Genomic DNA, 26033 nt, shown 5'->3' on the forward strand with positions numbered 1-26033 from the left:
GGACGGATAGACACAGTGAGGACGACATGGCAGGACTGAAATTAGCAGGGCTGAAGAAGGCATATGGCGACGTGCAAACCCTGCACGGCATCGACCTGGAGATCGCCGATGGCGAATTCATGGTCTTCGTGGGCCCGTCCGGCTGCGGCAAATCGACCTTGCTGCGCAGCATCTGCGGCCTGGAAGAAATCAGCGGCGGCGACTTGTTCATCGGCAAGACGCGCATGAACGACGTGCCGCCCGCCAAGCGCGGCATCGCCATGGTGTTCCAGAGCTACGCGCTGTACCCGCACATGAGCGTGGCGCAGAACATGGCCTTCGGCCTGAAACTGGCCGGCATGAACAAGGTACAGATTGCCGACGCCGTGCAACGCGCCGCCCAGATCCTGCGCATCGAACCTTTGCTCGAACGCAAACCGAAAGACTTGTCGGGCGGCCAGCGCCAGCGCGTGGCCATCGGCCGCGCCATCGTGCGCAAGCCCGACGTTTTCCTGTTCGACGAACCGCTGTCCAACCTGGACGCTTCGCTGCGCGTGCAGATGCGCATCGAACTGGCGAATCTGCACCGCGAGTTGCGCTCGACCATGATCTACGTCACGCATGACCAGGTCGAGGCGATGACCCTGGCCGACCGCATCGTCGTGCTCAACGCGGGCCGCATCGAACAGGTGGGCGCGCCACTGGAGCTGTACCACCATCCCGCCAACCTGTTCGTCGCCGGCTTCCTCGGCTCGCCCCGCATGAATTTCCTCACGGGCAAGATCCACAGCTATGCGGACGGCGTGGCCGCGATCGCCACGACGGCCGGCGGCATGCTGCAGGCGGCGTTGACGCAGCCGCTGGCCAGCGGCACCCCCGTCACCATCGGCGCGCGCCCCGAGCACGTGCAGGCGTGCGCGCCCGGCGCCGCCTCCGCCATCACGGCCACCGTGCAGGCCGTGGAAAAACTGGGCGACATCAGTTACCTGTATGTACAGGTGCCCGGCGGCGAGGAGCCGCTGGTGGTGCGCGCCGATGCCGATACGGACTGGGCGATTGCCCAGTCCGTGGCGCTACAAGTGGCGCCCTCCCGCGTCCACGTGTTCGACGAGCATGGCCAGACCCGTACCTGAAGCCTTCCCTTTTGCGGGCCAGGCGCTACAGGCGCCGCCTGGCCTGGTTGCATCGGTTCAGCCTTGAAACTTAATCAACATAAAAAAAGACAACTGGAGATTGACATGTCCTTCACGCACCCGAAACGCAGCTTCATCAAAACCACCTTGATCGCCGCCGCCCTGGCCGGCATCGGCAACCTGGCCGCCGTCAGCCTGGCCAATGCGGCCGAAGCGGGCACCTTGTTGATCTGGATCAATGGCGACAAAGGCTACAAGGGCCTGGCCAAGGTCGGCGAGGAATTTACCAAAAAGACGGGCGTCAAGGTCGTCGTCGAGCATCCGGAAGATGCACCCAACAAATTCCAGCAGGCCGCCGCCGCCGGCAAGGGCCCGGACATCTGGATCTGGCCGCACGACCGCATCGGCGGCTGGATCGATGCCGGCCTGCTGCAACCATTGACGCCAAGCAAGGAAGCGCGCGCCGCCATCCTGCCGCTGGCGTGGAACGCCTTCACCGTGGGCGGCAAGACCTGGGGCTACCCGATGTCCATCGAAGCCGTCGCCCTCGTCTACAACAAGGACCTGGTGCCGAATCCGCCGAAGACCTTCGAGGAAATCGCCGCGCTGGACAAGAAACTGTCGGCGCAAGGCAAGAAAGCCATCCTGTGGGACTACACGAACACCTATTTCACGTGGCCCCTGCTGGGCGCCGGCGGCGGCTTCCCGTTTGAAGTCAAGTCCGACGGCCGCTACGACGCGACGAAAACCGGCGTGAACAATGCCGGTGCCGTGGCCGGCGTGAACGCCGTCATGACCTTGATCAACAGTGGCGCCATGGCCAAGGGCGCCGGCTACGCGGAAATGGAAGCCGGCTTCAACCAGGGCAAGATCGCCATGATGATCAACGGCCCTTGGTCGTGGGATAACGCGCGCAAGTCGAAGATCAATTTCGGCGTGGCGACCATCCCTACCGTGGCCGGCAAGACGGCCACCCCGTTCGTCGGCGTGCTGGGCGCGATGATTTCAAAAGCCAGCCCGAACAAGGACCTGGCAACGGAATTCCTGGAAAACCAGATGCTGCAGATCAATGGCTTGAAAACCATCAATGCCGACGTTCCACTGGGCACGCCAGCGAACAAGGTGCTGTTTGCCGAGCTGAAATCGAATCCGAACATCCAGGCGACGATGGAAAGCGCGCAAGCGGGCCGCCCGATGCCGAACAACCCGGAAATGGGCCGTTTCTGGTCGTCGATGCAATCGGCGCTGGAAAACATCACGCAAGGCCGCCAGAGCACCAAGGAAGGTCTGGATGCGGCGGCGAAGCGGATCACGACGGCAAACTAAGTCACTCAAGGGGCTAGCCCCTCCGGGGCCGGCATGCGCGCCACCGGCGCGCATGCCCCCCGGGTCTTTCACCATCTTCACAGGTATCCATCGTGCGCAAGTTTATCGGCCCTACGGTATTGACCATCAGCATGGCGCTGGGTCTGTATCTGCTCTTCATGTTGTACATTTCCGGCCAGACCATGCTGGCCGCCGTCTTCCTCGGCTTGCTGACCCTGACGACGTTTGTCTTCACGTCGCCGCGCGCCTATGCCTACCGCTACCTGTTTCCCGGCATTACGGCCGTCATCGTCTTCGTGCTGTTGCCGCTCGTGTACACGGTGTCGATCGGTTTTACCAATTTCAGTTCGCGCAACCTGCTCACCTACGAGCGCGCCACGCAGTACCTGCTCGACGAGACGCAGCGCGTGGAAAGCGCCGGCTATGCGATGACCGTGCACCCGGACAACAAGGAATACCGCTTGCGCCTGGAAAGCCCGGACACGGGCGAAATCCTGCTGACGGCACCGCTGGCCCTGAAGCGCGCCGTGCCGCTGAACGTGGAGGTGGCGCCGCCGGACCCCGTGCAGGCGCCCGTGCTGGCCCCCGCCCTGCCCATCAAGGACATCATCGCCCTGCAAAAGGACTTGAAGCTGCTCACCCTGGTCCTGCCGAACAGGATAGAGCTGCGCATGGTGGGCTTGCGCGAATTCGGCCCCGTCGCGCATGTCTACAAGCAACTCCCTGACCACACCCTCAAAAAAGTCGCCACGGGCGAACTCGTGACACCGAACTTCAAGACGGGCTTTTATGAAATGCCGGATGGCACGAAACTGGAACCGGGCTTCAAGGTCAACGTCGGCTTCGCCAACTTCGTCAAGATTTTCTCCGACGAAGCATTCCGCGGCCCCTTCCTGCGTATTTTTGTGTGGACCATCGTTTTCGCCCTGATCAGCGTGGCCACCACGACTGGCCTGGGCATGATGCTGGCCGTACTGCTGAACTGGGATGCGCTGCGCTTCCGCGGCCTGTACCGCACCCTGCTGTTCCTGCCGTATGCCGTACCGGGCTTCATTTCCATCCTGGTCTTCAAGGGGCTGTTCAACAACAACTTCGGCGAAATCAACCTCGTGCTCGACGCCCTGTTCGGCATCAAGCCCGCCTGGTTCTCGGACACCACCCTGGCCAAGGCCATGATCCTGATCGTCAACACCTGGCTCGGCTACCCCTACATGATGGTCGTGTGCATGGGCCTGATCAAGGCGATTCCGTCGGACCTGTACGAAGCGTCGGCCCTGGCCGGCGCGGGCCCGCTGACGAATTTCTTCAAGATAACGTTACCGTTGATCATCAAGCCGCTGACACCGCTGATGGTGGCCAGCCTGGGTTTCAATTTTAATAATTTCGTACTGATCAGCTTGCTGACGGGCGGGCGTCCCGATTTCCTCGACACAACCTTACCGGCCGGCACCACGGACTTGCTCGTGTCCTACACCTACCGCATCGCATTCGAGGATTCCGGCCAGAACTTCGGCCTGGCCGCCGCCATCTCGACCCTGATCTTCTTCCTCGTGGCCGCGATTTCGCTGGTCAACATGCGCCTGACGCGCATGAACAAAGCATAAAGGACAGACCATGGCTATCGTTGTCGACCGTTCCAACCGCTGGCGCATCCTGGCGGCCCACGTCGCCGTGATCGCGCTGATCGCGCTGGTGATGTTTCCCTTCCTGATGATCCTGTCGATTTCATTACGCCCAGGCAACTTTGCCTCGGGCAGCTTGATACCGCCCGAAATCAGCTTCGAGCACTGGCGCCTGGCCCTGGGCATGTCCTACCAGGCCGCCAACGGCGCCCTCGTCGAGCCGGACTTTCCCGTGCTGCTGTGGCTGTGGAATTCCATCAAGGTGGCCACCATGAGCGCCACCGTCACCGTGCTGCTGTCGACCACCTGCGCGTATGCGTTCGCGCGCATGCAGTTCCGCTTCAAGTCGCAGACGCTGTCCGCCCTGATGCTGCTGCAGATGTTCCCCGCCGTGCTGGCCCTGGTGGCCATCTACGCCATCTTCGACCTGCTGGGCAGCTACGTGCCATGGCTGGGCATCGACCACCACGGCAGCCTGGTACTGGCCTACACGGGCGGCATCGCCATGCACATCTGGACCATCAAGGGCTACTATCAAACCATCCCCATCGAGATCGAGGAAGCGGCCAAGGTCGACGGCGCCACGCAGTGGCAGGCGTTTGTCTACGTGCTGCTGCCGATGACGGTACCCATTTTGATGGTGGTGTTCCTGCTGTCGTTCATCGGCGCCATCATCGAATACCCGATCGCTTCCGTGCTGCTGCATGAGCAGAACAACCTGACCCTGGCCGTCGGCTCGAAACTATTCCTGTACGAGCAAAAATACCTGTGGGGCGACTTCGCCGCGGCGGCCATTTTGTCCGGCCTGCCCATCACGGCCGTGTTCCTGCTGGCGCAGAAGTGGATGATCTCCGGCCTGACGGCTGGCGGCGTGAAGGGCTGACCATGCGCCGCGCCCTGACTGCGCTGGCCGCCCTCTTGCTCAGCGCTTCGGCGCAGGCAGGCAGCCTCAGCTTTGCCGACAACCCCATCGTCTACTTTGCCGTGACGGACCGCTTCGCCAACGGCAATCCCGGCAACGACAATTCCTATGGCCGCGCCGCCGACCCGCAAGGCGGCGACGTCGGCAGCTTTCACGGCGGCGACCTCGCCGGCATCACGCAGCAGCTCAAAGCCGGCTATTTCAAGGACCTGGGCGTCAACGCCCTGTGGATCACGGCGCCGTACGAGCAGATCCACGGCTGGGTGGTGGGCGGCAAGCAGCAATTCCGGCATTACGCCTACCACGGCTACTGGGCGCTCGACTACACGACCATGGACGCCAACATGGGCACGCGCGAGGAACTGCGCGAGATGATCAACACCGCCCACGCGCAAGGCATCCGCGTGCTGTTCGACGTGGTGCTGAACCACCCCGGCTACGCGGACTTGCGCACCCTGGCCGAATACAAGGTGCCCGTGCTGTGGCCCGGCCATGAAAAAGCCACGCTGCGCGACTATCACAGCTTCATCGACTACAACAACTTTGATTTCGCACAATGGTGGGGCCCGGACTGGGTGCGCGCCGGCTTGCCCGGCTACCCCGACGGCGGCAAGGACGACTACACGATGCAGCTGGCGTATCTGCCCGACTTCCGCACGGAGAGCGCCAAGGCCGTGGGTTTGCCGCCGATTTTGCAGCGCAAGGCGGACACGCGCGCCGTCACCCTGCCCGGCACCACCGTGCGCGGCTACCTGGTAAGTTGGCTGGCCGACTGGGTGCGCGAATTCGGCGTCGACGGTTTCAGGGCCGACACCGTCAAGCACGTGGAACCGAGCAGCTGGCTGGCCCTGCGCGCGGCCGCCACAGAGGCATTACAAGACTGGAAAACGCGCCATCCCGAACAAAAGATCGATGACGCACCCTTCTGGATGACGGGCGAAGCGTGGGGCCATGGCCCCGAGCGCAGCGGCTGGCATGACGCCGGCTTCGACTCGATGATCAATTTCGATTTTCAAGGCCGCGCCGGCGGCGACTGGAAAAGCATCGATGGCGTCTACCGCCAGTACGCGGGCTTGCTCGGTAAACGCATTGGCAATGAGCCCCGCTACGACATCCTGTCGTATATCTCCTCGCACGACACCAGCCTGTTCCCGCGCGAGCGGCTGAAACATGGCTTGAGCGCCCTGCTGCTGGCGCCGGGCGGCGTGCAGCTGTTCTATGGCGACGAAAGCGCGCGCCAGCCTGGCGCGGCGCCCGTCGGCGACGAACAGCAGGCCACACGCTCCGACATGAACTGGGACTCGCTCGATGCGGCCACCCTCGCGCATGCGCGCAAGCTGGGCCAGTTCCGCCTGCGCCACCCCGCCCTGGCGCGCGGCGCGCATCGGTTGATCCAGGACAAACCGTATGCATTCGCCCGCGTGACGCAGGATGACGCCGTCATCGCCGTGCCCGAGGCGCAGGGGGCGCTCGAACTGAAAGTCCACGGCGTCTTTGCCGATGGCGCCCTGCTGCGCGACGCCTACACGCATCAAACATACCTGGTAAAAGATGGCGCCGTCGCCGTGAACGCGGCCGGCACCGTCCTGTTGGAAAAGGCGGCACCATGAGTACCTATGACATTTTAGTGGTCGGCGGCGCCGGCATCGACACCATCGTGCGCGTCCCCGGCCTGCAACTGCCCGTGGCCGATTCGCTGCACGTGCCGCCCATCCGCGACTACGTGGCGCACACGGGCAATGGCGTGGCGCTCGGCTGCCACGCGCTGGGCCTGCGCTGCAAGTTCATCGACTTCATCGGCGACGATGCGCAGGGCGCGGCCATCCTGCAGCGCTATAAAGAGACCAAGCTCGATTTTTCGCATCTCGTCGAACCGTCGGGCACGCGGCGCAGCGTCAACCTGGTCGACCCGCAAGGGCGCCGGCTGTCGCTGTACGACGGCCGCCATCCGGAAGACGTGCGCATGCCCGCCGCTTTCTATCTTCCCTACCTGGGGCCGGCGCGCCACGCGCACTTTTCCATCATGGGCTGGGTGGCCGCGCTGTTTGACGACGCGCAAGCGTGCGGCACCACGGTGTCGACCGATTTGCATGACTGGGATGGCGTCAACCCGCACCACAAGGTGTTTGCGCTGCGCGCCGACCTGGTATTCCTCAGCACGGCCGCGCTGGGCGAGCGCAGAGAGTCCGTCATGCGCGCAATTCTTTCGGAAGGCCGCGCGCAGCTTGTCATCGCCATGGCCGGCGCGCACGGCGCCTATCTGCTGGAACGGGGCAGCGAGCAGGTCCGCCACTTCCCGTGCGCGCCACTCGACCTGCCCGTGGTGGACAGCAACGGCGCGGGCGACTCGTTCGTGGCCGCGTTTTTGCACGCCTGGCTCGGTGGCGCAGGCCTGGACACCGCCATGCGCCGCGGCGCCATCGGCGGCGCGTTTGCCTGCGCCCAGCATGGCACGCATGAACGGTTCATCGGCCAGGCGGAGCTGCATGACTTATATCAAGACAGCACTAGCTTATGACTTAATATTCTATCAAGCGTAGCATCGAGCTAACGGGCGCATGGCACAATGGCTGCGAATTTCAAACGCTTCACCCTCGCAGACCATTCGAACCGGAGACCACATGAGAATCGAAACCCTGGCCGTGCACGCCGGCTACACCCCCGACCCGACCACCAAGGCCGCCGCCGTCCCCATCTACCAGACGGTGGCCTACGCATTCGACAATGCCCAGCATGGCGCCGACCTGTTCGACCTCAAGGTGGCCGGCAATATCTACACGCGCATCATGAATCCCACGCAGGACGTGCTGGAAAAGCGCGTGGCGGCGCTCGAAGGCGGCGTGGCCGCGCTGGCCGTGGCCTCGGGCATGGCGGCGATTACCTACGCGATCCAGACCATCGCGGAGGCGGGCGACAATTTCATCTCCGCCAGCCAGCTGTATGGCGGCACCTACAACCTGTTTGCCCACACCCTGCCGCAGATCGGCATCGAAGTGCGCTTCGCCGATGCGCGCCAGCCCGAAACCTTCGCCGCCCTCATCGACTCCCGCACCAAGGCCATCTTCTGCGAATCGATCGGCAACCCGCTGGGCAATGTGACGGACGTGGCCAAGCTGGCCGAAATCGCGCACGCGCACGGCATCCCGCTGATCGTCGATAACACGGTACCGAGCCCCTATCTGTTCCGCCCCATCGAGCATGGCGCCGACATCGTCGTCCATTCGCTGACCAAATACCTGGGCGGCCACGGCACCACCGTGGGCGGCGCCATCGTCGACAGCGGCAAGTTCCCCTGGGCCGAGCACAAGCAGCGCTTCAAGCGCCTGAACGAGCCGGACGTGTCCTACCACGGCGTGGTCTACACGGAAGCGTTCGGTCCCGCCGCCTTCATCGGCCGCGCGCGCGTCGTCCCGCTGCGCAACATGGGTGCGGCCATTTCGCCGCTCTCCGCCTTCCAGCTGATCCAGGGCATCGAAACCCTGGCCCTGCGCATGGACCGCATCTGCGACAACACGCTGGCCCTGGCCAGACACCTGAAAAACCATCCGAAAGTCGCGTGGGTCAATTACGCGGGCCTGGAAGACCACCCGGACCACGCGCTGGTGAAAAAATACATGCATGGCCGCGCCTCGGGCATTTTGTCCTTCGGCCTGAAGCTGGCGGCAGGCGAAGACCCGCGCGCGGCCGGCGCCCGCGTGCTCGACGCCCTGCAGCTGTTTACGCGCCTGGTCAACATCGGCGACGCCAAGTCGCTGGCCACGCATCCGGCCTCCACCACGCACCGCCAGCTCAACCCAGAAGAACTGGCCAAGGCGGGCGTGTCCGAAGACATGCTGCGCCTGTCCGTGGGCATCGAGCATATCGACGACTTGCGCGAAGACCTGGAACAGGCATTGAACGCGGCCTGAGGCACACGCCCCCCGGAGGGGACTTCATGCCATAATCGGTGCCATGTCTTCCCCTCCTATTCCCCCTGAACAGCCGGCATCCGGCCTGTTCCGCGCCGAATATGCGCGCCGCATGAACGCCGTGCTCGACCACATCGACCGCCACCTCGACACGCCGCTGGACCTGGCGCAGCTGGCCGACGTCGCGCATTTTTCACGTTTCCACTTTCACCGCGTGTTCGCCGCCTGGATGGGCGAAACCTTGGGCGATTATGCGCGCCGCCGGCGCCTGGAAACGGCCGCCTTGCGGCTGGCCGCCCGCCCCGGCGAAGCGATACTCGACATTGCGCTGGCGACGGGCTTCGGTTCCGGCGAAGCGTTTGCGCGCGCCTTCAAGCTGAAATTCGGCTGCACGCCGACAGCCTGGCGCGCCGGCGTCGCCGCAAAGAACGCCGCCATGCTCACGGCCATGCGCCTGCGCCGGCAAGATAGCAATCCGGATCAGGCCATGCGCAATGGCGATCAGGAAAACGGGCCGAACTTCCCGCACCATGGGCACTCCCATCCACTTGATAGAGAGAGTCCCATGCAAGTCACCATCCTCGACCTGCCGCCCGCCACCGTCGCTTGCCAGCGCCACATCGGCCCTTACGGCCCCGCCATCAGCGCCTTCTGGCGCGACACCGTCGCGCCATGGATGCAGTCGCACGGCCTGGGCGACGCCACCTGCTACGGCATCGGCCACGACGATCCCAGTATCACGCCGCCGGACAAATGCCGCTACGACGCCTGCGTTGCCGTGCCGGACTCGTTCCAGTCAGCGGGACGGGCCAGCCTCACCACCCTGCCGGGCGGGCGCTATGCGGTGGCGCAATTCAAGGGGCCGGCCAGTGCCATCTCCGACGCGTGGACGCGCATGACGCGCGAATGGCTGCCGTCCAGCGGCCTGCAATGGGACGAACGCCCCTGCTTCGAGCGCTTTTCCGCCGCCACGGCGATGGACCCGGCCACCGGCGAATTTTCCTGCGAAATCTGCATCCCCGTGCGGCCGCTGTAGCAGCAGACGGTATCCCGGCCCGCTGCAGCGGCTCGGCTCAGTGCCGCTGCAGCAGCCCGGCCACCGCCGCGATCCTTTGCCGCACGCTGCCGCCGAGGATAGCAAAGGCGATCCCCCGCCGCGCCAGCTCCGCCTGGTACCAGGCGTGCTGGCGCGCGCGGAAATCCTCGTCGCGGCGCGTACCGTCCTGGATGAAGGGGAAATCGGGCGCGCACAGCACGACCAGATCGTAATGGTGTTCGGCCAGCCGGGCCAGTTCCGGCTCGGCCTTGCCGAACATCTCGACGCAGTAAAAGTACGTGGTCAGCGGCGAGGTGTCGCAAAACAGCCAGCGCCGCGCTGTCATGGCCGCCTGCGCCTCGCGTTTGAGCTGTTCGCGGCCTATCCTGAGCAGATCGTCATAGTGCAGTACGCCATCCTGACTTTCCCACAGCTCGCGGCCATATTCGGCCACCCAGCAAGTATCGAAATGCGCCGCCAGCGCTTGCGCCAGGGTGCTCTTGCCGCTCGATTCGCCGCCCAGCACGCACACGCGCGTCACAAAATCGGCGCGCACGACGGGCGACAGGAAAGCTCCGTGCGCCTGCGGGTCTTGCCGCACGAGGGTGCCGGACACGGGCACCAGGGTTCGCGCCTGGTCCACGCTCACGTGCGCCACCGGCCCGCTTGCGTAATGCCGCTCCAGCACCTGCGCAAAGCCGGGGCCATAGTCTTCGCTGGTGAAGACGGCATCGACGGGCAAGCCCAGCACCGTCCAGCACAGCCAGCCCATGAAGTGGCGATGGTCGTCGCCATCGGCGTCGTTGTGCGGCAGCGCGCGCGCCGGCACGCCGCGCGCCGCGCACAGGGCGGCCAGGCGCGCATCGTCGAGCGCCACGATGTGCGCCTGCGGGAAGCGCGCGCGCAGCCACCGTTCCCGGCGCGCCGGTTCCAGGCCGGGAAATTCGGGCTTGGTGTAGCTGACCAGCAGCAGTTCTTCGCAGGCGTCCGTGGCGCGCTGTATCAATAGTTCATGGCCCAGGTGCAGCGGACAGAATTTGCCCACCACGAGGCCGCGTTTATAAAGATTCATGCCACTGCTTCCTGTAAATCCGAGGTGTATTGAATGATCTTGTCTTCCGCCAGCAGGGTCTCGACCGAGATGGCGCCGAAAAAGGGCGCCAGCAAGGCCCGCGCCCGGCCGGCCAGCGGCATGGCGTTCGGCACCAGGCGCAGCACGACGGCGCCGTCGCCATGCTGGTGCACGCCGAACAGGGCGATGGCCAGCGGTTTCAGGGCGTGCGTGATGTCGATATTGTTGATCCACTCGCCCTTGAGCGTCCTGTAGCGCAGGGGACTGCGGCCTGCCAGGCCCACCAGCACGGGGCCGTCGGGGCCATGCGCGAGCGAGGCGTAGTCGCCCGTGCGGTAACGCACGAGGGGCAGGCAAAAGTTAAAACCGCCCGTCACGGTAATTTCGCCGCGCGCGCCCTCTGGCACGGGCCGGCCGTCCGCGTCGAGGATTTCCACGTACAGCCGGTGCTGCAGCAGCACGTGGCCGCCCGCCCGCTCGTCGTAGACGGCCACCGGCCCCACTTCATTGAGCGAATAAATGTCGAGCACGGGGCAGCCGAAACGCTGTTCCAGGCGCGCGCGCATGCCGGGCAACAGCATCATGGAGACGGACAGCAGCGCGGCCGGACGGTGCGCCATGGGCAGGGTCAGGAGTTCCGCGAACGAGATCGGGTCGCCCGCGACCAGTTCGGGCGCCATCGCGTCCAGGTAGCGCGCGCGGTCGTCCGGGTCACGCCAGTCGTCCGTATGCAGGTTGATCTTCGCCAGCCCCGATTCGTGCATGGTCGGCGTGACGGAGACATAGGTGAAGCAGCGGCGCTGGTGCCCCAGCAGCATCACGCCCACCTGTCCCGCGCCATGGCGCAGGGTGACGCCGAAGCGGCGCAGCGCTCGCTTGTGGAAGGCCAGGTAGCGCCCCGCCACCAGCGGGTGCGAGGCGATCATCAGCGGGTGGCCCGTGGTGCCCGTGGTCTGGAAATTGATCATGCGCGCCAGGTCCGCATCGTCGGGCACGAAGGCGGCGATATCGTGCGCCAGCTCGGCGCGGCTGACGGGCGCCACATCGGCAAGATGCGCGGGGGGCGAACCGCAGGCGCGGTAATACGGCACGCCAGCGTAAACGTCCCTGAGAAAAGCCGGCAGCCAGGATGGCGGCGCAGCGGCGCTCCAGCGTATGGCCGCGTCCATGACCTCGCGCTCATACGCGTGCAAGGCCGCCACTTCCCCGGCCTGCAGCTTGTTGCCGCTGCGGTTGCGGTAACGGGGGGCTGCGGGATGGCTGCGCAGCTTTTCCAGCATGCGCGCTCCCGCCGGCGTCAGGGTGGGACAGTAATCGCGGTCCGATTCCCAGGCGCCGCCCGGCAGGTTGGCGTCAGGTTTGCCAGCGAGCGTCATTCGCGCGACCACTTGTCGGCCGATTCCTCGGCCGCCTTCTTCGCCAGCGCCTCGCGGATTTCCCGCGCGCGCTGCTCGGCCAGGCGGCTCGCTTCGAGCAGGCGCCGGCGCTCCGTGCCGCTGATGGCGGACAATCTGTCCGTGGCCTGCGCCACGCTTTCGTCGCGCGGACGAAAGCCCAGGCGCGCCAGCACGATGCGCGCCAGTTCCTCGCGCCGCTCCGGGTCTTGCGTGAACTGGTGCGCCGGCGTACTGGCGGCCAGTTCGCGCGCCGCCTCGCCCAGCACTTGCAGCAAGTCCTGCTGCGGCAGCTGCTGGCTGATGAACCAGTCGTCGGCCAGCAGCCAGCACAGGATCATGGCCAGCGCCAGCCGGTTGCGGTCGGCCTTGACCTGCGCGCCGAGAAAGCCCTGCAGCGACGCGGCCGGCGCGCGCGCGCCATGCAGCAGCACAATGTCGTTGACCAGCGCGGCAACCGCCACGGCCTGCGCATTGGCGACGCCGGCGATGCGGGGCTCGGCGAGGAATTCGACGGGCGTGTCGGCCAGGCGGTGGGTCAAGGTTTCGAGCAATGGACCAGAAGTGTTCATCATTTTACTTTGAATGCAAACCCCAGAATGCAACTGCCGGGGTCGGACCCTCAGGGTCCGACCCACGGTGTAGCCGTTGGGGTAATTTAAACATAGTGGCGCCGGCTGAACGCCCGCGCAAATTCCAGCAAGTCCTCGTAGCGCTCGACGGCGTGGATATCCCAGCCCTGCTCGCGGCGCGCGCGTTTCAGGTCGTCATAGGTCTGCTGCAGCCACTTGTGGCTCGCCGCTCCCTCCCATTCGTGCTCCAGGTTCAGGGCCATGGTGCCGCCCGCGCCGCCCCGGGCCAGCGCTTTCGCCGAGATATCCCAGCCGCTGTTGCCCAGTTCATCCTTGTCGAACATGGTGGTGATGCCGTCGTCGGAAATCATCAGGATGTGCGCGGGCCGTTCGCGCTTGCCCGCATAGGTCTGGCGCAGGCAGTGGATGGGGAAACAGGTGCCGCCGCCAAAAAATTCCGTCAGCACGCCCAGGATCATGTCTTCGTCGCGCACGAAACCGGGCGTCTGCATCACCTCGTTCTTGCCGCTCCACAGGGTCACCTGCACTTTCGCGCCGGCGCGCAGGGCGGACAGGGCGATGACGGCGCCGGCCAGGGTCAGGAAGGAAGTGTGCGCCTGCGGGTTCGGCATGGAGCCGGAACTGTCCACGTACATGTCCAGGTCGACGGGCACGGCATCGAGTGCGCGCGCCGGTTCGCGGCCATAGACCCTGCGCACGGTGCTCACGCCGGGCACGGGGCGCGGCGACTGCATCACGGACTGCAGCCAGTCGATTTCCTCCAGCGGATCGCCGACTTCCCACGCTTCCAGCCCTTCCATCTGCGGCTCCTGCGACTCGGGCGCGGGGCGGCTGGGAAACGCCACCAGGTGCGGCAAGGCCCGTTCGCGGTAATAGCGGATGGCGATTTCATGGTCGCTCAGGTCGATGCCCGAGGCCTTTAAAATATCGCCCAGCTCGAACGGTTCGCGCAGCTGGCCGCCGCCCGGCCTGGCCGGCGCCTCGCCTTGCGGTTCCTCGCCATCGAGGCCCGAGATGCGCTTGTCGTGCACGGGGTGGATGGCGCCGCCCTCCTCGTCATCCTCGATCTGCTGCGCGCCATACGTCTGGCAGCCCCGGGCCGCGTCGCGCGTGTCCTGCAGATAGCGGCTGGGGCCCAGGGCGTCCGTATCGTCGACCAGATAAGGCAGCAGCAAGGTGGCGAAGCGGCCAGCCGCCAGCATCCAGTCGTTCGCATACACGCGTATCAGGCGCGCGCCCAGCCAGGCATCCGTGTCCAGGCGCTCGTCGGCCTCGTTCTCAGCTCCTGCTCCGCCCAGCTCTCCCTTTTTCAGCTGCCACAGGTTTTCATAGATGCGCATGTACAGGGTCCATACGCCGCCGCTGGACTTGGCCTGGCCATCGGGCGCCGGCTCGCGCCCCTGCTGCAGCTTGCGGTAGATGTCGGCCATGCGCAGATTCGCCTGGCGCTGCAGGCGGTCGTTGATGAACAGGTCCGTGTACAGATTGGCCACCATGGGCGCATGCTGTTCCAGGGTCGGCAAGGCGCGGCGCATGCGCGCCAGCAGGCGAAACTGGTCGCCGGCGCTGCCCGGCGCGAGGATGTGGTGGCCGATTTCATGGGCGAGGATTTCCAGCGCATAGTCGTCCAGCCCCAGCTCCGTCACCAGCGGCAAGTCCACCACCACGCTCTGGTCCAGCAAACGGATCATGGCGAAGCTGCCGGACAGGCCCTGCTTGCTGGCCTGGACATGGCTGGCGCACAGGCTGGGGTCGCGCAGGCGCGTAAATTTGCTCCACACGGCCAGGGCCTCGGGCCAGGCGGCGCGCCAGGCATCGATCAGGGCGGGGGCGGCGTCCGTCTTCATGCGAGCGGCAGCAGGCGGATCGCATGCGTCCAGGGCGAGGTGACGGCCAGCGTATGCGCATTGGCGGCGATGGCGATGTCGCCGGCCGGTACATCGAGCGCAATGCGGCGCGCGCCGATATGCAGGGTCGCCCCATCGAGGCGCACGGATGCCGGTGCGCCCGTTTGCGCCTGATCAAACTCCTGCGCCGTGGCGCTGTGCAGCACGGCGCCATAGGCGTCGGTCACCAGCAGGAAATAGCGTTCGGCGCTGCGCACGATGAAACCGTCATCCGTGGCGCGCACCAGCGGCGGCGTGGCGAAGTCGCCACCGAGGCCGCTGAAGCTGCCGAATTCCCTGCCATCCACATTGCCGCGCCACGGATAGTCCAGCAACTGCGCACGCACCTGCGGCCATTGCGCGCCGGGCTCGCCGAAGGCGGCCAGCGCCAGCGCGGGCGGCAAGGTGTCGGCGGCGGCCAGCGCGCCCTGGCGGAAATGCGCGACGCCCGCGCGCCAGGCCAGCACCTGGCCCACGGCGCGCAGCTGCGCCACCGTGGCGATCTGCGCTGCCAGGGCAGCCAGCTCGCGCTGCCACTGCGCTGGACGCGCGCCCGCCACCGCGGCGATGTGGATGGCGGCGTTGCTGAGCATGCCCAGCACGTCGACGGGCGCCGTCGCCAGCAGCGGCGCAAACTGCGGCGCCAGCTCGCGCCAGACGGTGTTCAGGAACGGGTTTTTCGCCGCCGGCCCCGCCAGGCCGTGGCCCACCAGCGCCAAAGCCGTGTCGTAGGCGGCCAGGGTCGCGCCGCCCGCGCGCTCGGGCGCGGCGGCGGACACGGCGACCACCAGCGGATCGACGCCGTCGCGCAAAAAGGCGCCGAAGGCAGCCATGTCGAGCGAGGGAAAGCGCCGGCGCGCTTCCGCCGCACGCGCATTGAACTGGGCGCGGCCGCCGGCAAGGATCGAAGCAAAGGCAGGAGAAATCATCGTTGCACCTCAGTCGCTGTGCGAAAAATGCAGCAGATAGCGCTCGCCATCGCGCTCGAACGCGATCTCGTCCCAGTGGATGGCGTACCAGAAACCGGCGGGCGGCGTCATCGTCACGGCGTGCAGGGAAAAACCGCCCAGCGCCTCGTCGAGCGATTCGAGGAAGGCGGCCACCAGCTGCGCGCGGAAACGCCCGGGTGGCGCCGCCTGCATGTGCTGCGACGAGAAAAACCAGCGCTGGCACACCTGTTGCAGATGGGCGCGCGCGCACGGCGCGGCCTTGATATGCCACAAGGGGGCCGGCAAGTCGCGCGCGGGCTCGATGACGTGCAAGGCATGATCTTCCACGCGCAGGCCCAGCGCCGCGGTCATCTCCGGCGCATCGGGCAGGCGCAGCAATTCGTAGCTGGCGCACAGGTCACTGGCTTCACTATTCAGTAGAGCCAGCGCTTCCAGGAAGCCTAGACAATGATGGATACTCATTGCGAACGCAGCCAGCCGCGGTAGTTGGTATAGCGCTGGTGCAGGTATTTCAATTTCAGCAGGTCGTCGTACAGGGGGCCGTACAGCTTGCGCCCTTTCGTGCGTTCGCCGATCAGCTTTTCGATGCGGTTCAGGCGCGCCAGGGTTTCGCGTTCGCTGACGCCGTCGAGGCCCAGGTCGAATTCGGCCGACAGCACGCCCACGGGATCGTCGCGGTCCAGGTCCAGGCGGTTGAATTCATCGTTGGACAAATCGAACAGGCGGCGCAGCCAGCCCAGCCTGTCGCTGCGGTAAGCGGCGTTTTCCGGCAGCGCGAAAAACGGCGCGTCCGGGTCCGGCTGCAGCTTGTTATGCAGCACAAACGGCAGCACCTGGCGCAGGTCTTCCAGCTCCACCTCGCCATTGCCGCGAAAATAAGCCATGGCCTTGGCGTAGATCAAGAGCGCCATCAGGGTGCGCACGGAAATGCCGTTCAGGGTCTGGCAGCCGAGGTCCTTCAGGCGGTCGCGCCCGTTGTCGGCCGCCTGCGCGGCGCCCCGGTCGGCGCCGGCCAAACGGGCCGTATCCTTGGTCATGTATTCGAACTGGCCGCCGGCCGTCTCGAACAGCTCGAACTGGCTGGCAAAAAACTCCAGGCGGCGGCGCACGGCGTCGGGCACGCCCACCTGGCGGATCGCTACGCCGATCTGGTCCACCTCCCCTTCCGTGAAAATGATATCGGGCGGCACCAGCTCTTCGGGGCGCACGTTTTCTTCGACGCGCAGCAGCAGCTCGTTCAGGAAGCGGGGATTGAAGGCCAGCGCCTGCACCGTCACGTCGACCCGGTCGCGCAGCGCCTCGATCACCTGATACGTGCCGCCGCCCTGATCGTCGTTGGCCGTCAGGTACCAGGCCGCTTCCGGGCATTCATAGATATGGTTCAGCACTTCCGCGTAATTGTCGCCCATGACGGTGAGCAGCGCGCTTTGCGTGCGCGTGGGGATGCGGTTGTATTCATCGACGATCTTCACGCGCATGCCCAGCCAGGCGCGCCAGGCGATGCGGATATCGTCCATGCTTTGCGCGTTGACCAGGTCCGCCGGCAGCGGATTGCCCAGCAGGTCGGCTACCGTCATCTGCGGGTGGCCATGCTGCATGGCGCGTTTCACCTCTTTCACCGTCGAACCGGCCAGCACGCCCATCAGCAGGGCGCTGGCCGTCTTGCCCCGCCCCGGTCCGCCGACGAACAGGCATTTGCGGCGCGTGGCGAACGTCAGCAGGGGCAGCAAGATAAAACTCGAATAGCTTTGCGCCGACGGCAAATTCAGGGTACGGCGGCTGTCGCCCACGGAATAGGTCTGCGACGGGCCGTCGTTGTATTCGATATCGTAATGGGGGCTGATGATGGCGTGGTTGACGATCCAGAAATAGGCCTGGCGCAGCTTTTCATCGAAGGGCCGCGCTTGCGTCTCGCCTTCGGCGCCCAGCGCGATGGGCCCCTGGTACAGGTCCGCCACGTCGAACTGCCGCGCGGCGGGCGCGGCCTTGGGCTTGGTGGGGGCTTGGGACAGGCGCTGGAACAAATTGAATGCAGACATAGAAATCATCAAAAAGGCATCGAATCAACCCCTAAAGCCAAGGACCGGGGTCGGACCCTCAAGGTCCGACCCCAGCATTTCGCTGGGGTTACGGAAATGAAATTATTGCATATCGTTCCCATTACGCCTTGTTCAAATCAACAACGGTTTCCTCCAGCTTGCGCCAGCGCCGCCAGCCCAGCGCCACGCAGGCCAGCAGCAAGGCCAGCAGGCCCGCCACTTCATGGCGGATCTCATACAGCGAGGCGCCCATTTGATTTAGCGCAACAAAGCCCTGGATGCCGGCCGTGGACGGCAGCAGCCAGCGCAGCCATTGCAGCACGACGGGCATGGACGACACGGGCCAGGTCAGGCCCGCCAGGAACAGCACGGGCATCGAGGTGGCGATCATCAGCTGCGTGCCCCGCTCGCGCGTGCGGAACAGCATGCCCAGCAGCATGCCGAACGCCGCTTCCGCCAGCGAAAACAGCACCAGCAGCAAGAGCATGCCGCCAAAGTTGCCGCCTCGGGGGTAGTCCTGGAACCAGAAGACGAAACCAAAGAAATAGCAGCAGTTGAGGAAAGCCACGCAGGCAAATGCCAGCAGCATGCCCGCGTAGCCGCCCGCCGTGCGTCGGCCTGCCAGGGGAAAGCTCTTGCGCTGATACCAGGTGCCGAACAGCATGGTCATGCCGATCAGCAAGGTCTGCTGCACGATCAAGGTGGCCACGCCCGGCACGACATAGGCGCCATAGCCTTCCTTGACGTTAAACAAGGGTACGGCGTCAAAGGCAATGGGCGCGCGCTGCTGGCTGGCCTGCACGGTCGATGGCGTGCCCGCGCCCAGGCGTTTCAACTCGATGCCGGCCGACACCGTGCCCACCACTTCGGCCAGGCCGTTCAAGGCCACCTTGTTCAACATCAAATACAAACCATTGCCCGCCACCTGCGCATGGGCGGCGCGGCCGGCCAGCACGTCCGTCTGCAAGCCGTCGGGAAGGATCAGCACGCCCATGACCTGGTCGCGCCACAGCAAATCCTGTGCGACGGGCAAGTCCGGCGTGACGGCGATCACCTGCAATGAGGGATGGGCCATGGCAAAGCGCGTCAGCTGGCGCGACATGGCGCTGCGGTCCTGGTCGACGACGGCCACGGGCACGCGCTGGACGATTTCCGTCGAGTACGGCAGCGGATAGAAGAACGAGTAAATGATGCCGCCGATAAACAGCAAGGTCAGCGCTCCCTTGTCCGTCAGCATGGCGCGCCAGGTGGCGATAAAAGCCGGCCAGATCATGTACGTCCCCAGGCGGCCGGCGCATGCGCGCGGCGCGCCAGCAGGAATACGCCCACGGCGCCGCAGCCGATGGCAAAGCCGGCCAACATCAGCATTTCCTGCACGCCATAGCGCCACGGCGCGCCGGCCAGCCAGTATTTCGTTTGCAATTGCAGATAGTGCGTGAGCGGCAAGGCTTCCGCCCAGGCGCGCGCGGGCGCCGGCATGGCCATCAGGGGAAAAGCCTGGCCCGCGAAGGCGAAGGCCGGCGCCGTAATAAATGCCGCGCCCGACAGGGCCAGGCGCAGGGACAGCGTGGCGGCGATGAGCAGGGTCGCCAGGCCGCAATACGCGAGCACCAGCAGCAGCATGCTCAGCAGCAAGGCCGGCAGGCTGCCCGCCACGGCCCAGCCACGCGCCAGGCTGAAGAACAGCAGATACAGCAGCGCCAGCGCGCAGTAGGCGATCACGGGAAACAGCAGCTTGGCAAGCACGGCGCGCAGCCAGCTGCCACGGGCCGAGGCCAGCCATTGCGGCACCGTGCCGTCGCGCAACTCGCGTCCGATGCTCGTGACGACGGCGACGACGATGAAAATCTGCAGCATGGCCGGCATCAGGGCCAGGGTCAGAAATGCTTCATAGCTGGTGTTTTCATTGTATAAACTGTTCAGCGTCGTGCGTATCGGTTCGAAGTGGGCCGCCGCCTGCACGCCCGACATGCCCTTCTTGGCACGCGCCGTCATCTCGATGCCGGCCGACAAGGTCGTGCTCACCGTGCGCACGTCGCGCAGCAGGGCGCCCGCGTGCGAGGAAAACTGCGCGTTGTACAGCCATTGCACGGTGGCTTGCCGGCCGCCCAGCAGTTTCTGTTCGAAATCGTTCGGGATCAGCAGATAGCCGAACGCCGTGCGCTCGCGCAAGCGATGCAGCGCTTCGTCGCTGGACGCCACTTTCGCCGCCACTTCGATGCCGGGCGAGGCGTCGAGCCAGCGCGTGAGCTGGCGCGACAGGGTGGAGTTATCATTATCGATGACGACGATGGGCAAGTCGCGCGCGATGCCGGCGGAAAACACCAGCCACAACATGCCGCACAGCACGACGGGAATCCAGCTGAGCATGCCCAAGTCCCAGACATCGCCGCGCAGCCGCCGCCACTCGCGCGCCAGCGCCGACACCGGCCCTTTATCCGCTTCGTTCATCGCGTATCAGAGCGGTGGAAACACGACCGACATGCCCGGACGCAAGCCCTCGACCTTGATGGCGGGACGCAGCCGGATTTCAAACGTGCGCAAGTCCGTGCCGCCCGGGCGCGCCGCGCGCCACGTGGCGAAATCGGGCAGCACGGCCACGGAACTGACCTTGAAGCTCACTTGCTGTTTCAAAGCCGGCACATTCGCCGTGTGCGTGCTGCCCATGGCAAACGCGGCCATTTCATCTTCGCGCACCTGCAGCACGGCCCAGGCGTCGTCGAGGTTCACCAAGGTAATTACGGGAAAGCCTTGCGGCGCCAGTTCGCCCGGCTGTATCTGGATCTTGCTGACCTGCCCGGTCACGGGCGCAGCGATCTTCGTTTCCACCAGGGCGATCTGCGCTTCCGTCAGCACGGCGCCCACCTGGCGCGCCTGGGCGGCGGCGGCCGTCTTGTCTTCCGGACGGGCGCCCTTTTGCGCCATATCAAACTGGGCGCGAGCCGCTTGCGCCAGCTGGTCGGCGGCGCGCCACTGCGCTTGCGCCTCGTCGCGTTTCTGCTGGGCAATCACGCCTTGCTCGTACATATTGTTGACGCGGGTGTACGTAGTCTTGGCGATATTCGCGCCCGTTTGCGCCCGCTCCCAGTTGGCTTTCGCGGCGGCAATTTCTTCCGGACGCGCGCCCGCTTGCGCCTTTTGCGCCACGGCGTCGGCTGCCTGCGTGGCCGCCGTCGCTTGGGCGATCTTCGCGTCCACTTCCGGGCTCGTCAGCTGGAACAGCACTTGCCCCTTTTGCACGTTCTGGCCCAGCCTGATGTACAGCTCGCCCACCCTGCCCGGCACTTTCGACGAGACATTGACTTCCTGCGCATCCATCTGCCCCTGCAAAGGCAGGCGCTGCGGCTGGAATGCCTGGTACAAGCCCCAGCCCACGAAGGCCAGGACGATGATCGCGGCGACTATGGCCAAGGGTTTTTTGGAGGTGCTCATTATTATTTGTCCACAGGTAATTGGATGTCGGCCGCGGCCGCCAGACTGCCCAGGCGCTGCGTCTCGCCCGTCGCTTCCAGCAATTGCGCCAGCCCCATCACATAGTTATAGGCCGTTTGCGCGCGCTGGGTCTCGACCTTGGCCAGGTTCAGGCGCGCGTCGACCACTTCCAGCGACGTCACTTGCCCTTGCTGGAAAGCAACCGTTTGCAAACGGATATTTTCGCGCGCCAGCTCCACCGACGAGGCCGTGGACAGGTACTGGATGCGGGCGTTTTCCAGCGCGCGCCAGTTCTTTTCGATCAGGGTGGGAATGTCGCGCTCGGCCTGGCGCGCCACCACTTCCACGCGTTCCTGGTCCAGCTTGGCTGCGGCGATCATCTTGCCCGCGTTGATGCGGTGCACGAGCGGTACTGCCACGACGAGGCCGATGGCCCAGTTCGAGCGCACGAGTTTTTCGTTGCCGCGATTCAAATTGTAGTTACCGATGGCAAAGACGGTGGGCGCGTATTCCTTGCCATGCAGCTTCAAGGCTTGCTCGGCCTGCACGCGCTTGCTGTCGATCTTTTTCCAGTTCGCATTTTCCCGCATGCCCGTGCTGATGAACGACTGCAAGGTGCCTACCGGCAAGCTGTTGACGAACAGGGGCGTGCTGGGCCGCACTTGCGTATTGACGGCGAGCAAGCGGTCGAGCGCCACTTGCGCGATTTCCTCGTCGCTGCGCGCCTGCGCCTCGTCGCTGCGCGCGCTGTCGAGGGCCACGTCGGCGCGCAGGCGTTCCGCGCGCGAAATCAGGCCGCCCTTTTCCAGCCTGGCCGCGTCGCGCTGGTGCTGCGTCACGCCGGCCGTCACGTCGGCCCGCACGGCCACCACCCGCTTGGCCAGCAGCAACTGGAAATAGCGCTGCGCCACCAGGGTGGCCAGCTGCTCTTCCGCTTCCGTGCGCTCGGCCTGCGCGGCCAGGGTCAGGCTCGACGCGAGGCCCTTGACGGCGTCCAGGCGCCCGCCCGTGTAGATGGGCCACATGCCCAGCAAGCCGAACGAGGTCAGGTCCGTCACCACTTCGCGGTTCAGGGAATTGGGAATGTGCGGCGTGGGCAAGCCGGGAATCGGCGGCAGCACGGATTCGATGCCGCCCACCACGCCGGACAAGCCGCTCGTATCGATGTTCAGGTCGGTCGACAGGCGGCCGCGAAACGCCGTCAAGTCCACGGAGGGGCCGTCGATATTCGACAGCGCCTCGGCTTTGAGGGTTTTGGCGCGCACGTCGAGGGCCGCGCCCTGCACGGCGCCCGAAGCCGCGGCCGCCTGCTGCAACGCTTCGTTGAAACTCAAAGGCGCGCCGGCCGGCAACTGCGCCTGGGCCTGCAGCGCCGGCAGTAATACAGCCAGCGCGCCAGCCAAAAATAAATGTCCTTGCAATCTGCCCATGTAGCGTCCAGTCAATGAATGAGGGGAAAGCACGGGGTTGCCATGTTTATACTTTCACAATAGCAATTATATCTACGAATGTCTATTCCAGCCTGCACTATTGGTTACTGCGGCCGGCACGCAAAAACGGGCGCCGCTTGCGGGGCGCCCGTTTTCCTCAGGGAAACGGCTGGCGACTTACTTCTTGGCCTTCTTACCGCCCTTCTCCTTTTCCTTTTCAAACACGGCAAAGAACTCGGACGCCCTATTGCGGATGGCGCGGCCGATATTCGCGTAATCGTATTCGTTCAGCCTGGCCAGCGACACGCGGCCCGACGGATGCGTGGTACCGAAGCCCCGGCCAGGTGTTCTGTTGAGTTCGCCTTGCGTTTCATCAACCATCTTGCGCAAGATGGAAGTGATGCTTTGACACCGATCAACAAAACCATTAGTAATGATTTGAACGATACCAAAGCGCCTTGCGCGCCAGCGGCGTTTCCTCCGGCAAGTCGGGATTGGCCAGGTCCAGCACGTGCCGATGGGGCAAGCTCAAGCCATCGGCCAGGCGGCCGAAATGGCGCTGGAACAGTTGCGCGAAGCTGCCATCGGCCAGCATGGTTTCCAGTCCGGTCTCGATATGCCGGGCCAGTTCCGGCCGGTGCTTGCCGACAAAAAAGTACAGGGCCGCCGGATAGCGGATGACCAGGTGGGCGTCGAGCGCCAGCGGCAGCCGCGCATGGCTGGCCAGCTCGCTTTGCGCCTCGATCACGGAACGGGGGAAGTAATCGATGCGGCCCGCCGCCAGCTGCTGGAACAGGCCTTCGTAGGTACTCGAAGTATCGAGGCGCAAACCGTTCGCCTGCAGGATGGCGGAGTCGGGCCAGTCGCGCATCTGCCCGGCAGACAGCCGCGCCAGGCCGGCGATGCTGCGCACGCCGCGCAGCAGGTCCGGCTGGCGCGCCTGGATCAGGGCCACGCGCCAGCCGATCAGGCCACGGTCGATGGGTATGCGTACCGGCAACAATTGCCTTTCGCGCGCGCGGCTCGTCATGGCCCAGACCACATCGACGCTGCCCGACGCCGCGGCGATTTCCTGCATGGCGCGCGTCTGCACCATGCGCAGCGCGGAGCGGCGCAAGGCATAAGAGTGGCCCGACCGTGCCAGCGCCTGTTGCAGCAAGGCCGTCACATAGGCTTGCTGCGGATCATCGAGCGCCTGGTGGCGCGGATACACGAGCGGCAGCAAAGAAGCGCCGGCGGCCGCGCCAAACGGCCACAGACAGGCAAGCATGAGCACGGGACGGCGCCGCATGGCCCCTCCTTTCCAGCGCGTTCATCAGCGTTCTTATCAGAATGACAGTATCACGCAGCAGACTACGCTTGTCGACTGGAATGTGGAAACTGTATGCAAAACAACACTGGTTTCAGGCTGGCCAGATGGGACGGGAATTAATCCAGATCAATAAAACCGCAAATAAAAAATAAATCTTGCGTGCTGCTCTGGACGACATGCGCGGCCCTCGCCTACGCTGTTTTTTTATCTGAAAAACAAGAGGACCCCATGCAGACAGCGCGCTTGAATATTATTGGAATGGATCACGAAGGCTGCGCCGACAGATTGACGGGCGCGCTCGAAGCCGTCACCGGCGTGGCCACCGTCTGCGTCTCGCTGGCCCGCCACGGCGCCACGGTGCAATTTGACGAGCGGCTGGCCAGCCAGGCGCGTTTGCTGGCAGCCGTCAACGACGCCGGCTTCATGGGCGAAGCGTCCGACGAGGAACAACTGCCCTCGTGCAGCGGCGCCTGCGGCCACTGCCGCCACTGAGCGCGCTGCCGGCAACTCCCCGCTCAGCCTCCGCGCGCGCCCCGGTCGCGCAGATGCGCCAGCACCCGGCGCGGTCCCAGCGCCTGCAGGTCGAACGGCGGCAGCTCGATGGCGTCGAGCGTGTTCTTGAACAGCAGACCCAGTTCCGTATCGCCTTCCAGGCTCAGACGGCGGCTGAAAAACAGGGTGTCGGGATCTTCCTGGCGCCGCGCCAGCAGCATCAGATCATGCACGCTGGCGGCGATGCACAGGTCGGGCACGTCGACATAGCGCTCGGCCACGAACACCGTGCCCTGCCACTCGAAATCGAAGGCGATCCCCGCGTCCAGCAGGCGCAAACGCAAGGTGCGTCCTTCCAGGCTGCAGCGCACGTCATCGGGCAATTGCGGCGCCAGCAGGCGGTTCAAGCCCTGCACGAACAGCCACGAGGCGGGATATGGCGGCAGCTTGGACAGCAGTTCGGCCAGCGGTTCGGGCAGCCGGTACGACACGGCGGGCTTGCTCATGCCGGGTTTGGCCGGAACCGGGGACGGGACGGGCAATCTTTCCAGTTGATCTTGCATGGTGCTTCCTTTCGAGGCATTCAATGGGCGGCGTGCTGTTCCATGCCAGGCTGGCCATGCCAGTAGCCGTCGCAGGCGCCGGCAGGCTGGCAGGCTGCCAGCTGGGCCTGGGCACCCACGCCGCTGACCTGGCCGCGCCGGGCGCGGTCGAAGATGGCGATGACTTGTTCCGTGTGCATGGCCTGCGGGCTGATGCGCGCCACCGCCACGCCCATGTCGCGCATGGCGTCGAGTTCGCGCACCAGGTTGTAGACGAGCGCCGACTGCGTCTGCGTGCCGTTGAGCACAAGGAACGGCACTTCGTCGCGCGTGCGCAGCAGCAGGCCGTCCGGCTCTTCCAGGCAACTGTAGCCGCAATCGTCCTTCGGCAGGTTGCGGTTGCGCGCCGTGAAGCAGCGCGCGGAAAACGCCAGCGGCATGCGTCCATAGGCGAACACTTCCGTCTCCAGCCCTTCCGGCTTCTGGCGCTGCATCTCGGCCAGCGCTTCCTGCCCCATTTCCAGCGGCATCACCCAGCGCCGGGCGCCCAGGCGCGCCATCAGTTGCAGGCTGGGGCCATTGAACAGGTTCAGATGGGGGCCGGCGACGAAGGGCGCGCCCTTTTCCATGCAGTGCACGGCGCCCATGTCATTGGCCTCGACGACATAGCGGCCATTGCCCGTGATGCGGCGCAAGGTGGCCAGTTCGGCGCCCGCCTCGATCAGCGCCTGCGTCGACAGCACCACTTCCTTGCCGGCGGCGGCCAGCATGTCGGCGATATCGAGCCAGTCGGCCAGGCGCAGTTCATGCCGGCGCGAACACACGGTTTCGCCCAGGTACACGATATCGACGGCGGTGGCCGCGATCTGCTGGTAAAACTCGAAGACGGTGGCGCGCGGCCAGTAGTACAGCAAGGGGCCCAAAGATAGTTTTAGCATGCCTTTTCCAGTATTTTTCAAGTTACA

At 65.2% G+C, this 26033-nt stretch carries 23 protein-coding genes and 1 pseudogene; 9 read left to right on the forward strand and 15 right to left on the reverse strand.

Going from position 1 to position 26033, the window contains the following annotated elements:
* Positions 1–26 precede the first annotated feature (26 nt).
* The 8 genes from CBW50_RS22530 (at position 27) to CBW50_RS22565 (ending at position 9926) form a co-directional block, all read left to right on the forward strand.
* The gene (locus CBW50_RS22530) at positions 27–1112 is read left to right on the forward strand and encodes an ABC transporter ATP-binding protein (protein WP_086147615.1); all 1086 of its coding nucleotides are present in this window, start codon (positions 27–29) and stop codon (positions 1110–1112) included.
* Between the two features lie 105 nt (positions 1113–1217).
* Entirely contained in the window at positions 1218–2438 is a 1221-nt protein-coding gene (gene malE, locus CBW50_RS22535) for a maltose/maltodextrin ABC transporter substrate-binding protein MalE (RefSeq protein ID WP_172404860.1), read from the forward strand.
* 92 nt (positions 2439–2530) lie between these two features.
* Complete coding sequence (malF, locus tag CBW50_RS22540) at positions 2531–4042, forward strand: maltose ABC transporter permease MalF (RefSeq protein ID WP_086147616.1); 1512 nt, start codon at positions 2531–2533, stop codon at positions 4040–4042.
* Between the two features lie 10 nt (positions 4043–4052).
* Positions 4053–4943 carry a maltose ABC transporter permease MalG gene (malG, locus tag CBW50_RS22545; RefSeq protein WP_076570033.1) on the forward strand — a complete coding sequence of 297 codons (891 nt, stop codon included), beginning with the start codon at positions 4053–4055 and terminating at the stop codon, positions 4941–4943.
* On the forward strand, positions 4901–6592 hold the full coding sequence (locus tag CBW50_RS22550) for an alpha-amylase family glycosyl hydrolase (RefSeq protein ID WP_253251976.1): 1692 nt from the start codon (positions 4901–4903) through the stop codon (positions 6590–6592). The genes malG and CBW50_RS22550 overlap by 43 nt, the downstream gene beginning before the upstream one ends.
* On the forward strand, positions 6589–7500 hold the full coding sequence (locus CBW50_RS22555; protein ID WP_086147618.1) for a carbohydrate kinase family protein: 912 nt from the start codon (positions 6589–6591) through the stop codon (positions 7498–7500). The genes CBW50_RS22550 and CBW50_RS22555 overlap by 4 nt, the downstream gene beginning before the upstream one ends.
* A 103-nt stretch (positions 7501–7603) precedes the next feature.
* Positions 7604–8890, forward strand: coding sequence for an O-acetylhomoserine aminocarboxypropyltransferase/cysteine synthase family protein (locus CBW50_RS22560; RefSeq protein ID WP_086147619.1), 1287 nt, complete (start codon positions 7604–7606; stop codon positions 8888–8890).
* Positions 8891–8933: 43 nt separating this feature from the next.
* Positions 8934–9926, forward strand: a complete 993-nt coding sequence (locus CBW50_RS22565; RefSeq protein ID WP_216356394.1) for a GyrI-like domain-containing protein — start codon at positions 8934–8936, stop codon at positions 9924–9926.
* Positions 9927–9963: 37 nt separating this feature from the next.
* Here the strand turns inward: CBW50_RS22565 and CBW50_RS22570 are convergent, their stop codons facing one another.
* The 13 genes and pseudogenes from CBW50_RS22570 to CBW50_RS22630 form a co-directional block, all read right to left on the reverse strand.
* A complete protein-coding gene (locus tag CBW50_RS22570; RefSeq protein WP_086147621.1) occupies positions 9964–10998 on the reverse strand; it encodes an AAA family ATPase in 1035 nt (344 codons plus the stop codon).
* Positions 10995–12374, reverse strand: coding sequence for an AMP-binding protein (locus tag CBW50_RS22575; RefSeq protein WP_086147622.1), 1380 nt, complete (start codon positions 12372–12374; stop codon positions 10995–10997). The genes CBW50_RS22570 and CBW50_RS22575 overlap by 4 nt, the downstream gene beginning before the upstream one ends.
* Positions 12371–12967, reverse strand: coding sequence for a hypothetical protein (locus tag CBW50_RS22580; protein WP_086147623.1), 597 nt, complete (start codon positions 12965–12967; stop codon positions 12371–12373). The genes CBW50_RS22575 and CBW50_RS22580 overlap by 4 nt, the downstream gene beginning before the upstream one ends.
* A gap of 83 nt (positions 12968–13050) precedes the next feature.
* Positions 13051–14832, reverse strand: a complete 1782-nt coding sequence (locus CBW50_RS22585; RefSeq protein WP_086147624.1) for a VWA domain-containing protein — start codon at positions 14830–14832, stop codon at positions 13051–13053.
* Positions 14829–15800, reverse strand: a complete 972-nt coding sequence (locus CBW50_RS22590; protein ID WP_086147625.1) for a hypothetical protein — start codon at positions 15798–15800, stop codon at positions 14829–14831. The genes CBW50_RS22585 and CBW50_RS22590 overlap by 4 nt, the downstream gene beginning before the upstream one ends.
* 9 nt (positions 15801–15809) lie before the next feature.
* Entirely contained in the window at positions 15810–16283 is a 474-nt protein-coding gene (locus tag CBW50_RS22595) for a hypothetical protein (RefSeq protein WP_139842601.1), read from the reverse strand.
* Positions 16280–17860, reverse strand: coding sequence for an AAA family ATPase (locus CBW50_RS22600; RefSeq protein ID WP_086147627.1), 1581 nt, complete (start codon positions 17858–17860; stop codon positions 16280–16282). The genes CBW50_RS22595 and CBW50_RS22600 overlap by 4 nt, the downstream gene beginning before the upstream one ends.
* Positions 17861–17981: 121 nt before the next feature.
* Entirely contained in the window at positions 17982–19133 is a 1152-nt protein-coding gene (locus tag CBW50_RS22605; protein ID WP_086147628.1) for an ABC transporter permease, read from the reverse strand.
* Positions 19130–20311: an ABC transporter permease gene (locus tag CBW50_RS22610; RefSeq protein ID WP_086147629.1), complete on the reverse strand. Its 1182-nt coding sequence runs from the start codon at positions 20309–20311 to the stop codon at positions 19130–19132. Before CBW50_RS22610 ends, CBW50_RS22605 begins: the two co-directional genes overlap by 4 nt.
* A 6-nt stretch (positions 20312–20317) precedes the next feature.
* Positions 20318–21292 (reverse strand): HlyD family secretion protein, encoded by a 975-nt coding sequence (locus tag CBW50_RS22615; RefSeq protein WP_086147630.1) that lies wholly within the window; start codon positions 21290–21292, stop codon positions 20318–20320.
* Positions 21293–21294: 2 nt separating this feature from the next.
* The gene (locus CBW50_RS22620; protein WP_226936477.1) at positions 21295–22722 is read right to left on the reverse strand and encodes a TolC family protein; all 1428 of its coding nucleotides are present in this window, start codon (positions 22720–22722) and stop codon (positions 21295–21297) included.
* Between the two features lie 177 nt (positions 22723–22899).
* Positions 22900–23067 (reverse strand): annotated as a pseudogene (locus CBW50_RS22625) (bifunctional aspartate transaminase/aspartate 4-decarboxylase); the annotation flags it as partial.
* An 82-nt stretch (positions 23068–23149) separates the two neighbouring features.
* The gene (locus tag CBW50_RS22630) at positions 23150–24013 is read right to left on the reverse strand and encodes an ABC transporter substrate-binding protein (protein WP_216356395.1); all 864 of its coding nucleotides are present in this window, start codon (positions 24011–24013) and stop codon (positions 23150–23152) included.
* Between the two features lie 249 nt (positions 24014–24262).
* Here CBW50_RS22630 and CBW50_RS22635 point away from each other — a divergent pair, with 249 nt between their 5' ends.
* Positions 24263–24526 (forward strand): heavy-metal-associated domain-containing protein, encoded by a 264-nt coding sequence (locus CBW50_RS22635; RefSeq protein WP_086147632.1) that lies wholly within the window; start codon positions 24263–24265, stop codon positions 24524–24526.
* Positions 24527–24549: 23 nt separating this feature from the next.
* On the opposite strand, the gene CBW50_RS22640 is transcribed toward CBW50_RS22635, so the two are convergent.
* On the reverse strand, positions 24550–25089 hold the full coding sequence (locus CBW50_RS22640) for an SCP2 domain-containing protein (protein WP_086147633.1): 540 nt from the start codon (positions 25087–25089) through the stop codon (positions 24550–24552).
* A gap of 20 nt (positions 25090–25109) precedes the next feature.
* Positions 25110–26006: a U32 family peptidase gene (locus CBW50_RS22645; protein WP_086147634.1), complete on the reverse strand. Its 897-nt coding sequence runs from the start codon at positions 26004–26006 to the stop codon at positions 25110–25112.
* Between the last annotated feature and the right edge of the window lie 27 nt (positions 26007–26033).

The sequence above is a fragment of the Janthinobacterium sp. GW458P genome (assembly GCF_002127585.1).
In the GTDB taxonomy this organism is placed as follows: Bacteria; Pseudomonadota; Gammaproteobacteria; order Burkholderiales; family Burkholderiaceae_D; genus Janthinobacterium.

Bases quoted from the DNA above. Each gene is read 5' to 3' on its own strand.
- CBW50_RS22595 (WP_139842601.1), bottom strand. From the start codon at position 16,283: ATGAGTATCCATCATTGTCTAGGCTTCCTGGAAGCGCTGGCTCTACTG.
- CBW50_RS22530 (WP_086147615.1), top strand. From the start codon at position 27: ATGGCAGGACTGAAATTAGCAGGGCTGAAGAAGGCATATGGCGACGTG.
- CBW50_RS22555 (WP_086147618.1), top strand. From the start codon at position 6,589: ATGAGTACCTATGACATTTTAGTGGTCGGCGGCGCCGGCATCGACACC.
- CBW50_RS22580 (WP_086147623.1), bottom strand. From the start codon at position 12,967: ATGATGAACACTTCTGGTCCATTGCTCGAAACCTTGACCCACCGCCTG.
- malE (WP_172404860.1), top strand. From the start codon at position 1,218: ATGTCCTTCACGCACCCGAAACGCAGCTTCATCAAAACCACCTTGATC.
- CBW50_RS22635 (WP_086147632.1), top strand. From the start codon at position 24,263: ATGCAGACAGCGCGCTTGAATATTATTGGAATGGATCACGAAGGCTGC.
- CBW50_RS22615 (WP_086147630.1), bottom strand. From the start codon at position 21,292: ATGAGCACCTCCAAAAAACCCTTGGCCATAGTCGCCGCGATCATCGTC.
- CBW50_RS22590 (WP_086147625.1), bottom strand. From the start codon at position 15,800: ATGATTTCTCCTGCCTTTGCTTCGATCCTTGCCGGCGGCCGCGCCCAG.
- CBW50_RS22645 (WP_086147634.1), bottom strand. From the start codon at position 26,006: ATGCTAAAACTATCTTTGGGCCCCTTGCTGTACTACTGGCCGCGCGCC.
- CBW50_RS22575 (WP_086147622.1), bottom strand. From the start codon at position 12,374: ATGACGCTCGCTGGCAAACCTGACGCCAACCTGCCGGGCGGCGCCTGG.
- CBW50_RS22570 (WP_086147621.1), bottom strand. From the start codon at position 10,998: ATGAATCTTTATAAACGCGGCCTCGTGGTGGGCAAATTCTGTCCGCTG.
- CBW50_RS22585 (WP_086147624.1), bottom strand. From the start codon at position 14,832: ATGAAGACGGACGCCGCCCCCGCCCTGATCGATGCCTGGCGCGCCGCC.
- CBW50_RS22565 (WP_216356394.1), top strand. From the start codon at position 8,934: ATGTCTTCCCCTCCTATTCCCCCTGAACAGCCGGCATCCGGCCTGTTC.
- CBW50_RS22560 (WP_086147619.1), top strand. From the start codon at position 7,604: ATGAGAATCGAAACCCTGGCCGTGCACGCCGGCTACACCCCCGACCCG.
- CBW50_RS22610 (WP_086147629.1), bottom strand. From the start codon at position 20,311: ATGAACGAAGCGGATAAAGGGCCGGTGTCGGCGCTGGCGCGCGAGTGG.
- CBW50_RS22605 (WP_086147628.1), bottom strand. From the start codon at position 19,133: ATGATCTGGCCGGCTTTTATCGCCACCTGGCGCGCCATGCTGACGGAC.
- CBW50_RS22620 (WP_226936477.1), bottom strand. From the start codon at position 22,722: ATGGGCAGATTGCAAGGACATTTATTTTTGGCTGGCGCGCTGGCTGTA.
- malG (WP_076570033.1), top strand. From the start codon at position 4,053: ATGGCTATCGTTGTCGACCGTTCCAACCGCTGGCGCATCCTGGCGGCC.
- CBW50_RS22640 (WP_086147633.1), bottom strand. From the start codon at position 25,089: ATGCAAGATCAACTGGAAAGATTGCCCGTCCCGTCCCCGGTTCCGGCC.
- CBW50_RS22600 (WP_086147627.1), bottom strand. From the start codon at position 17,860: ATGTCTGCATTCAATTTGTTCCAGCGCCTGTCCCAAGCCCCCACCAAG.
- CBW50_RS22630 (WP_216356395.1), bottom strand. From the start codon at position 24,013: ATGCGGCGCCGTCCCGTGCTCATGCTTGCCTGTCTGTGGCCGTTTGGC.